The 8,787-nt window shown below is 65.3% G+C and carries 8 protein-coding genes and 1 pseudogene; 8 read left to right on the forward strand and 1 reads right to left on the reverse strand.

Annotation, left to right across the window (positions count from 1 at the left end; all coding sequences use genetic code 11):
- From AB7O82_RS34785 to AB7O82_RS34800, 4 genes and pseudogenes are all read left to right on the forward strand, one after another.
- Positions 1–366, forward strand: a pseudogene (locus AB7O82_RS34785) (hypothetical protein); the annotation flags it as partial.
- Between the two features lie 74 nt (positions 367–440).
- Positions 441–1,499, forward strand: coding sequence for a TRAP transporter substrate-binding protein (locus tag AB7O82_RS34790; RefSeq protein ID WP_428538868.1), 1,059 nt, complete (start codon positions 441–443; stop codon positions 1,497–1,499).
- A gap of 55 nt (positions 1,500–1,554) precedes the next feature.
- On the forward strand, positions 1,555–2,172 hold the full coding sequence (locus tag AB7O82_RS34795; protein ID WP_428538866.1) for a TRAP transporter small permease subunit: 618 nt from the start codon (positions 1,555–1,557) through the stop codon (positions 2,170–2,172).
- A 5-nt stretch (positions 2,173–2,177) separates the two neighbouring features.
- Entirely contained in the window at positions 2,178–3,464 is a 1,287-nt protein-coding gene (locus AB7O82_RS34800) for a TRAP transporter large permease (RefSeq protein ID WP_428538864.1), read from the forward strand.
- A gap of 21 nt (positions 3,465–3,485) precedes the next feature.
- Here the strand turns inward: AB7O82_RS34800 and AB7O82_RS34805 are convergent, their stop codons facing one another.
- Positions 3,486–4,367, reverse strand: coding sequence for an aldolase/citrate lyase family protein (locus AB7O82_RS34805; protein ID WP_428538862.1), 882 nt, complete (start codon positions 4,365–4,367; stop codon positions 3,486–3,488).
- Between the two features lie 313 nt (positions 4,368–4,680).
- Between AB7O82_RS34805 and AB7O82_RS34810 the strand changes: the two genes are divergently transcribed.
- The 4 genes from AB7O82_RS34810 to AB7O82_RS34825 all read left to right on the forward strand — a co-directional run.
- A complete protein-coding gene (locus AB7O82_RS34810) occupies positions 4,681–5,367 on the forward strand; it encodes a glutathione S-transferase family protein (RefSeq protein ID WP_428538860.1) in 687 nt (228 codons plus the stop codon).
- A 444-nt stretch (positions 5,368–5,811) separates the two neighbouring features.
- Positions 5,812–7,023 carry an acyl-CoA dehydrogenase family protein gene (locus AB7O82_RS34815; protein WP_428538858.1) on the forward strand — a complete coding sequence of 404 codons (1,212 nt, stop codon included), beginning with the start codon at positions 5,812–5,814 and terminating at the stop codon, positions 7,021–7,023.
- A gap of 3 nt (positions 7,024–7,026) precedes the next feature.
- Positions 7,027–8,241, forward strand: coding sequence for an acyl-CoA dehydrogenase family protein (locus tag AB7O82_RS34820; protein WP_428538856.1), 1,215 nt, complete (start codon positions 7,027–7,029; stop codon positions 8,239–8,241).
- A gap of 209 nt (positions 8,242–8,450) precedes the next feature.
- On the forward strand, positions 8,451–8,787 hold a 337-nt coding region (locus tag AB7O82_RS34825; protein WP_428621514.1), incomplete at its 3' end, for an aldo/keto reductase.

Consider the following 8,787-nt stretch of genomic DNA (forward strand, 5'->3'; position numbering starts at 1 on the left):
CAACTGAAGCCGCCCGCGAGAGGTGACGTTACACTGGCATCGTCCGCTTCTGGTGGGCAGGGCCGACATTCGCCCCTTCGGGATTGTGGCTGGCTCAACGCGCAATTTTTTTTGACTATGGTCGAGGCAGTGAGCGCGCCGCGCTTCTCGGCGACCTCCGACACGATCGACACCTCCAATCGCATCCAGGGGCGGGTCGAGCGCGACTTGCAGGCCGAGGGCTATCCGGTGGTGCGCAGTCCCTATACATTCGGGTTTGGGGCGGTGCATGCAATCCGCATTCACGAGGACGGCCTGGACGGTGGCGCCGACCCCGGCCACGACGGGGTGGTGATCGCCGTGTGGCGGCGGCAGGGGCGCAGCTAACGGCTGGCCAAGCGCCCAAACCCTGCGCTAGTGTTGGGGTAACAACAAAGACTAGTTCATCAGGGAGGCTTTTGATGAAGCGGCTCATGGGCGCCGCGGCAGCTGCCGCGGTTCTGTTCGGCGGCATGGCAGCGCATGCGCAAGCCATCGACCAGAAGAAGTTCAACGTGGTCGGTACCTGGAACTTCCTCACCAACTGGAAGGTCCTGGAAGTTCCGTTCTGGGAAAAGGAGCTGCCCGCCGCGTCGGGCGGCAAGTTGTCCGGCAACATCAAGTCGGTGACCGAGCTCAACCTCAAGGGCACTGAGGTCCTGCGCTTGCTCAAGACCGGTGTGTACGACTTTGCCGCGGCATTGCCGATCTACGTCGACGACGGCGCAGCCATCGTAGAGGCGGTTGATATCGCGGGTGTCGCGCGGACCTTCAAGATGAGCCGCGACATCATTGATGCCTGGATGCCCGAGATGCAGAAGGTGATGCGCGAGCGTCATGGTGCCTACGTATTGGGCACCTTTACGTGGCCCGAGCAGAATTTCTACTGTCGCGGCGACATTGCCAGCGTCGAGGACCTCAAGGGCAAGAAGATCCGTGTGCAAGGTGCCTCACAGGCCGATCTGGTGAAAGGCTTCGGGGGCTCCGCAGTCACCATCCCGTTCGGCGAGGTCGTGCCGGCGCTCGAGAAGGGCGTGGTCGATTGCGGCATCACGGGCACCATGCCCGCCTACAAGGCCAAGTGGCACGAGGTGACGAGCACGTTGTTCCGCCTGCCCGTCGGCTTCACCGCTTCCGTCTGGGTGGTCGGTACCAAGACCTGGGACAAGCTGTCGCCCGCGACTCAGGACCTGATGAAGAAGGAAATGGTGAAGCTTTCCGACAAGTCGTGGAAGACGGTCGAGGAGGAGACCGAGGATGGGGTTGCGTGCACAACTGGCCAGGGCAAGAGCAAGTGCACCGCCGGGCCGCCGGGCAAGCTCAAGCTCGTCCTGCCGTCCAAGGCCGACCTCGCGGCGCGCGACAAGGTGCTGAACGACGTGGTGCTGCCCGCCTGGGCCGCGCGCTGCGGCGCCGAGTGCGCCCAGAAATGGACCGAGACGATCGGCAAGCAGTACGGGCTGGTGGCCAAGGCGAAGTGATGCCCGGGCCGCAACGGCCACTGACGATGGCGTTGGACGGGGGGCGAGGCCCCTGATGGAAACCGCCTGGAACCTCACGGCGAAGGTGTCGCGCATCTTCGCTTGGCTGGGCGGCGTCCTGCTGCTCGCCGCGACGATCGTGGTCTCGGCGGAGGTCGTGTCCCGCAAGGTGCTGAGCGTGCTGTTCTCCGGCTCGGACGAGATCGCCGCATACCTGTTCGCGGTCGGCACGAGCTGGTCGCTGGCCCACGTCCTCGTGACGCGGGGTCACGTCCGCATCGACGCGCTCTATCTTAACCTGCCGGCTCGCGTGCGAGCCGGGCTCGATCTGCTGTCCCTGCTCGTGCTGGGCCTGGTCGCGCTGGCCATGCTCGATCGTGCCTTCGATCTCACGCTGTCGAACTACCTCGAATGGAATCGCGCGAACACGCCACTGCGTACCCCGCTGTCGCTGCCGCAGGCGCCCTGGGTCTTCGGGCTCGCCCTGTTCGTAGTTTCCATCCTCGTGGCGGTCGCACGGACGGCGATGGCGCTGTGGCGGGGCGATCTGGCCACCGCGAGCCAGACCGCCGGCGTTGCCTCGCAGGACGAGGAGATCGAAAGCGAGCTCTCCGGGCTCGGCATCGCATTCGGCCACCATCCGGCCCCGTCGCCGAGCCGCGCGGAGAAATAGACCCGATGCTGTTCACCGCTCTGGCGATGCTGATCGTCATGCTTGCCATCAGCGTCCCCATCGCCGCGGCGATGGGCGTGTTGGGGCTCGCCCTCAACCAGTTCTACTCGTCGATGCCGCTCTACCTCGCCATGGGCGAGATCCTATGGAACTCGAGCGCGGAATACATTCTGATCGCCATCCCGCTGTTCGTCATGCTCGGCGAGATTCTGTTGCGCTCGGGCATCGCCGAGCGGGTTTATGCATCCATTGCGCAATGGCTGTCTTGGCTGCCGGGCGGGCTGATGCACGCCAATATCGGAACCTGCGCCATGTTCGCCGCCACGTCCGGCTCGAGCGTGGCGACGGCGGCGACCGTCGGCGTGGTCGCGCTGCCGCAGATCAGGCGCCGAAAATATGACGAGCGATTGTTCCTCGGCACGGTGGCGGCCGGCGGCACCCTCGGCATCCTGATCCCGCCGTCGATCAACTTCATCCTTTATGGCCTGCTCACCAACAGCTCGGTGCCGCGCCTCTACCTTGCCGGCATGCTTCCGGGCGCCCTGCTGGCCGGCCTGTTCATGGTCTATGTGTTGTTTTCCTGTCTGGCCAACCCGGCCAAGGGAGGAACGCCGATCGAGACGTCGTGGCGGTCGAGGCTCTACACGCTCAAGGATCTGATCGCGCCGCTGTTCATCTTCCTGGTGGTGGTCGGGTCGATCTACGCGGGCTGGGCAACCCCCACCGAGGCGGCCTCGCTCGGCGTGCTGGCCGCATTGGTCCTGGCGGCCCTGCAGCGCACTCTGTCTTTCGCGATGATGCGCAGCGTGCTGGAAGGCACGATGCGCACCACGGCCATGATCATGCTGATCATCCTGGCCGCTCAGTTCCTCAACTTCGTCCTGGCATCGATCGGCTTCACCGACGGGCTGGGCACGGCGATCGAGGGGCTGGGCCTCGGCAAGTACGGCACGCTGCTCCTGATCATCGGCTTCTACCTCGTCCTGGGATGCTTCATGGAGACGATCTCCATGATGATCCTGACCACGCCCTTCATCTTTCCCATCGTCACCAATCTCGGATGGGACCCGATCTGGTGGGGCGTCGTGCTGACGGTGCTGATCGAGGCCGCCCTGATCACGCCGCCGGTGGGGCTCAACCTCTATGTCGTGCAGGGCATGCGCGAGCGCGGCCCGATCGCCGACGTCGTGTGGGGGGCTTTGCCCTTCGTCGGGGCGATGATGCTGCTGATCGCCCTACTGATGGCATGGCCAGACATGGCCCTCGGCCTACCCAAGCTGGTGATGGGCTGACGGCCGCAGCGCCCGCCAGGGTCACACCGGCATCGCGCGCTTCTGATGGGCCCGGCCGACCCGTGCGGACTCGGGATTGTGGCCCGCGATGACCCGGACGCCTTCGTCGAGGCTGGCGGCAATCTTGTCGGGGGTGGCGCCCTCGAGGAAGGCGATGCGGTTCCACTTGCAAGCCGAGAAGACTCGCGCCCGGGCCTCTTCCATGACGGGCGGGTAGGGCCGGCGCTGCAGGCTGGTGTAGCCAAGCGACAGGCCGAGATCGCCCGGGCCGAGCTCGGCAAATCCCAATCCAGGCACCGCCAGAATTTCCTCGCAGTTGGCGACGCCGGGCGGGCTCTCGATCTTGACGCCGAGCAGCAGCTCGCCGTCTGGATTGAGCGGCCACGGCTCGCAGCGGGCGAAGTATTCCATCTGGTCGATGCCCCAGATCGGCGCCGCCGTCGGCTCCGAGCCGCGCCCGCGGCTGCCGATCCCGAGCCTGTCGACGCCGGCCTTGTGGTGCGGAAAGCGGCAGGCGCGCACGAATTCGCGCACCGCGTCGGCTGATTCGGCCTGGCAGAGCAGGATGCCGTGCACGCCGCGCCCCAGGATCTGGCGGAACTGCCAGGCGTTGTAGGCGACGTTCGGCCCGTCGATGCCGTTCACCGGCGCCTCGACGATGATGGCGGGTGTCCGATGGCCCGAATTGGTCGGGCCGCCATCGACCAGGCCGCGCATGTATTCGCCGAGCGCCGTCATGTCGAAAGCGCCGTGCTCCATTCCGACATTGATGTAGTCGGCCCACGTCTTGGCGTCCTTGCGGCCCTGCTCGTAGGTCAGCACGTGACCGGTGTGCGGACCGTCGTAGTAGATCGCCTGGTCGGCCTCCAGGAGCTCGATGGCGCGGTTGATGCGCTTCGCCATGATGTTTCCTCCAATGTCCCCGCGAGGGTTGCCAGCAGCCAGCATAACCGCAGAGGCTCAGGCAAAGGGAGGGCATTTGTACATGTCACTTACTTCGGCATGTGCGATTGTGCCGTTGTGGAACCACGACTGCCGAGGGACTCCGGCGGCGCGCCGCAGACTCCTCTCCGACGCACGACTCCCAGGATTCGACTGCCACCCGAGCGCGGAAGGTCTACGATGTATCCATGGCGCTCCCGGAGCCGATCAGCGCGCCGTCGGGCGCCGAGCTGGAGCAGGCCTGTGCGGCCTGCGGACTCGAAGAGGGGACACCATGATCAAGTTCTATTTCAATCTCGCACCCAACCCGACCAAGGTCGCGCTGTGCCTCGAGGAAATGGGCCTGCCCTACGAGATCGTGCCGGTCGACACGCGCAAGGGCGAGCAGCACACGCCGGCCTTCCTGGCGATCAATCCCAACGCCAAGGTGCCGGCGATCGTGGACGGCGACACGACGGTCTTCGACAGCAACGCGATCCTGCTCTATCTCGCCGAGAAGACCGGGACTTTCCTGCCGGCCCCCGGCCTCAAGGCGCGCGGCGAGATGCTGTCGTGGCTGATGTTCGTCGCCTCCGGCATCGGTCCCTATTCGGGGCAGGCGGTGCACTTCAAGACCTATGCGCCCAAGCCCAATGACTACGCCGTCAATCGCTACGCCTTCGAGGCCGAGCGCCATTGGGGCATCGTCGACGCGCGCCTCGGCAAGCATCGCTACATGTGCGGCGACACCTACACCGTCGTCGATATGGCGCTGTGGGGCTGGTCGCGGCTCACGCCGTTCGTGCTGGGCGAGGAGACGGCGGCGAAGCTGACCAACGTCCAGCGGCACCTTGCCGAGATAAGCGCCCGGCCCGCCGCCGCCCGCGCGCTGGCACTCAAGGACCGCTACACCTTCAAGACCGAGATGGACGACACAGCGCGGGTCGCCATGTTCCCGCATCTGGCGAAGAAGGCCGCGTGAAGGGGCTTTGCCTCCCCGTCATACGGGGGAGGTGCCCCATAGGCGTTGAAGTAGAAGGGAACCTCATTCCTGAGGAGCTCCCGGAGGGCGCGTCTCGAAGGATGGGCCACACAGGAGATCGTTGAAAAGCCGTGTCGCAGCACCCTCCCTGCTGCCCACCAAAGCGCGAAGGTTACTTCGCCCGAATCGAGACGCGGCCCTCCGGGCCGCTCCTCAGGGTGAGGTCCCTTCGTGATTTATGGGGAGGTGCCCGGTCATACGGGGCGAGGGGGAGGGTCACAGTCGAGATCTCTCTGACTCCGACGTGGGAAAGTCATGGATCTCGATTAGGCCTTCCCCCTCCGGCCCTGCGGGCCACCTTCCCCGTAAGATGGCTGAGGAAAACACGGGGGCTTACGCCCGCAAGCCCCGCGCGGTACTTTCGCGGCCTTGAAAGGAGCCCCAATGGACCTGACATTCGGCGAGGAAGAGCTGGCCTTCCAGCAGGAAGTGCGCGACTGGCTGAAGGAGAACCTGACGCCCGAGATCGTGGGCGAGTTGAAGGTGGCCCGCAACGCCTACATGCCGAAGGAGCGGCTGATCGACTGGCAGAAGCGGCTGGCCAGGAAGGGCTGGCTGTGTACCGGCTGGCCGACGGAATTCGGCGGACCGGGCTTCACGACGACCCAGAAGTACATCTTCGAGATGGAAATGGCGCGGGCCGGCGCGCCCGGCACTTCGCCGTTCGGCCCCAAGATGTGCGCGCCGGTGATCATGAAGTACGGCTCACCCGAGCAGAAGGCGCGCCACCTGCCGCCGATGCTGAACTCCGACTTGATCTGGTGCCAGGGCTATTCCGAGCCTGGCTCGGGGTCCGACCTCGCGTCGCTGCGCACCAAGGCGGTGCGCGAGGGCAACCACTACGTGGTCAACGGCCAGAAGACCTGGACCACGCTGGCGCAGACCGCCGACTGGATCTTCTGCCTGGTGCGCACCTCCAACGAAGGCAAGCCGCAGGAGGGCATCTCCTTCCTGCTGATCGACATGAAGACGCCGGGCATCTCGGTCGAGCCCATAATCACCGCCGACGGCAATCGTGCCGGCACGCAGGAGGTCAACTCGGTGTTCTTCACCGACGTCAAGGTGCCGGTCGAGAACCGCGTCGGCGAGGAGAACAAGGGCTGGACCTACGCCAAGTACCTGCTCGAGTTCGAGCGCGGCGGCAACCCGTACAGCCCGCGCCTGCGCTCGGCCTTCGAGCGGCTGAAGCGGCTGTCCCAGTCCATGCCGGACGGCGAGGATTCGATCATGGCCGACGTGTCGTGGCGCGAGAAGCTCGCGCGCATGGACATCGAGATCTCCGGCCTCGAGATGTTCGAGCAGGAATTTTATTCGCGGCTCGCGTCGGGACAGAACCCGGGGCCGCTGTCTTCGATGATCAAGCTGCGCGGCACCGAGGTGATGCAGCAAGTCCAGGAATCGGCCGTCGAGGCCGCCGGCTACTACAGCCAGCCGTTCCCCGAGCAGCGCGCCTGGAACGCCAATGTCGAGCCTATCGGACCGGAAGGCGTTGATGTGCTGGCGCCGCGCTACTTCAACGGCCGCAAGATGACGATCTACGGCGGCTCGTCGGAGGTGCAGCGCGGCATCATGTCCAAGGTCATGCTGGGACTCTGAGCCATGCGACTTTCATTCAATGAGCAGGAGCTCGCCTTCCAGAAGGAAGTGCGGGACTGGATTACCACCAACATGCCGGTCGAGGTCGCGGAGGAAAGCCGGCGCAGCCGCACCAGCCACGTTTCCAAGGAACGTCTTTTGCAATGGCAGAAGAAGCTCGCGGAGCGCGGCTGGCTCTGCCCCAACTGGCCGAAGGAGTATGGCGGGACGGGATGGAGCTCGACCGAGAAGTTCATCTTCGAGATGGAGATGGCGCGCGCCGATTCGCCCTACCTGTCGTCGTTCAGCATCAAGATGGTGGCGCCCGTCCTGATGAAGTACGGCAGCGAGGCGCAGAAGAAGCGCTTCCTGCCCAAGATCGCGGCGGCCGAGGAGCTGTGGTGCCAGGGCTACTCCGAGCCGGGCTCGGGCTCCGATCTCGCTAGCCTGCGCACGCGCGCCGTGCGCGAAGGCGACCACTACATCGTCAACGGCCAGAAGATCTGGACGACCAACGCCCACTTCGCCGACTGGATCTTCTGCCTGGTGCGCACCTCCAACGAGGGCAAGCGCCAGGAGGGCATCTCCTTCCTGCTGATCGACATGAAGTCGCCGGGCATCAGGATCGATCCGATCTACCTGGTCGACGGCACGCGCACGCCGATGCGGCACGAGGTCAACCAGGTGTTCTTCACCGACGTCAAGGTGCCGGTCGAGAATCTGGTCGGCGAGGAGAACAAGGGCTGGACCTACGCCAAGTACCTGCTCGAGTTCGAGCGTGGCGGCCAGGCCCACGGGCCGCGCCTGCGCAAAGCATTCCGCCATCTGCAGACCCTGTCGACGACCCAGATGGAGGCCGGTGAGCCGTTGTCGGCCAGCCCCGTGTGGCGCGAGAAGATGGCGGCGCTCGAGATGGAGATCGATGCCGTCGAGATGAACGAGCTGATGTTCTACTCCAGCCTCAAGACCGGCGATGCGCCCGGCAACATGGCGTCAGTGGTCAAGATGCGCGGCACCGAGGTCGGCCAGAAGGTGACCGAGCTCGCCGTCGAGGCAGTCGGCTGGTACGGCGCGCCCTTCACCGAGCTGCGCAACTACGACAGCAACGTCGTTCCGGTCGGCGGCGAATACGTCGACGACGTCTCGCCGCGCTACTTCAACACCCGCAAGACCACGATCTACGGCGGCTCGTCGGAAGTGCAGCGCAACGTGCTGGCCAAGGCGATGCTGGGCTTATGAGTCCTCCCCGGCTTCGCCGGGGAGGTGCCCCGTTATACGGGGCGGAGAGGTCATGGTCTTCCGGACCGCGGGCGTCCCGCCCGCTCATTCTTCCTTGATCTTGAGCGGGCGGGACGCCCGCGGTCCATGAGACGACGACCCCTCCGTCCGCGAAGACGCGGACACCTCTCCAGCAGAGCTGGGGAGGAGAATCCTAAGGAAACACCACTATGGATTACCGTCGTCTCGGCCGCGCGGGCCTGAAAGTCTCGGAGATCTGCCTGGGGACCATGACCTTCGGCAATGGCGCCGATGAAGCTGAGGCGGCGCGCATGGTGCATGCCGCGTTCGACGCTGGCGTCAATTTCTTCGATACGGCGAACACCTACGTCGCCGGCGCCTCGGAAACCATGCTGGGCAAGGCGCTGAAGGGCCGGCGGCAGGACGCGGTGATCGCCACCAAGGTGTTCAATCCGACGGGCGGCCGGGCCAACGATTCGGGCATGTCGCGCCTGCACATCAAGCAGGCGGTGGAGGACAGCCTGCGTCGCCTGCAGACCGACTACA

The sequence above is a fragment of the Reyranella sp. genome, from assembly GCF_050185545.1.
Taxonomy (GTDB): domain Bacteria; phylum Pseudomonadota; class Alphaproteobacteria; order Reyranellales; family Reyranellaceae; genus Reyranella.

Bases quoted from the DNA above. Each gene is read 5' to 3' on its own strand.
- AB7O82_RS34820 (WP_428538856.1), top strand. From the start codon at position 7,027: ATGCGACTTTCATTCAATGAGCAGGAGCTCGCCTTCCAGAAGGAAGTG.
- AB7O82_RS34790 (WP_428538868.1), top strand. From the start codon at position 441: ATGAAGCGGCTCATGGGCGCCGCGGCAGCTGCCGCGGTTCTGTTCGGC.
- AB7O82_RS34815 (WP_428538858.1), top strand. From the start codon at position 5,812: ATGGACCTGACATTCGGCGAGGAAGAGCTGGCCTTCCAGCAGGAAGTG.
- AB7O82_RS34810 (WP_428538860.1), top strand. From the start codon at position 4,681: ATGATCAAGTTCTATTTCAATCTCGCACCCAACCCGACCAAGGTCGCG.
- AB7O82_RS34800 (WP_428538864.1), top strand. From the start codon at position 2,178: ATGCTGTTCACCGCTCTGGCGATGCTGATCGTCATGCTTGCCATCAGC.
- AB7O82_RS34795 (WP_428538866.1), top strand. From the start codon at position 1,555: ATGGAAACCGCCTGGAACCTCACGGCGAAGGTGTCGCGCATCTTCGCT.
- AB7O82_RS34805 (WP_428538862.1), bottom strand. From the start codon at position 4,367: ATGGCGAAGCGCATCAACCGCGCCATCGAGCTCCTGGAGGCCGACCAG.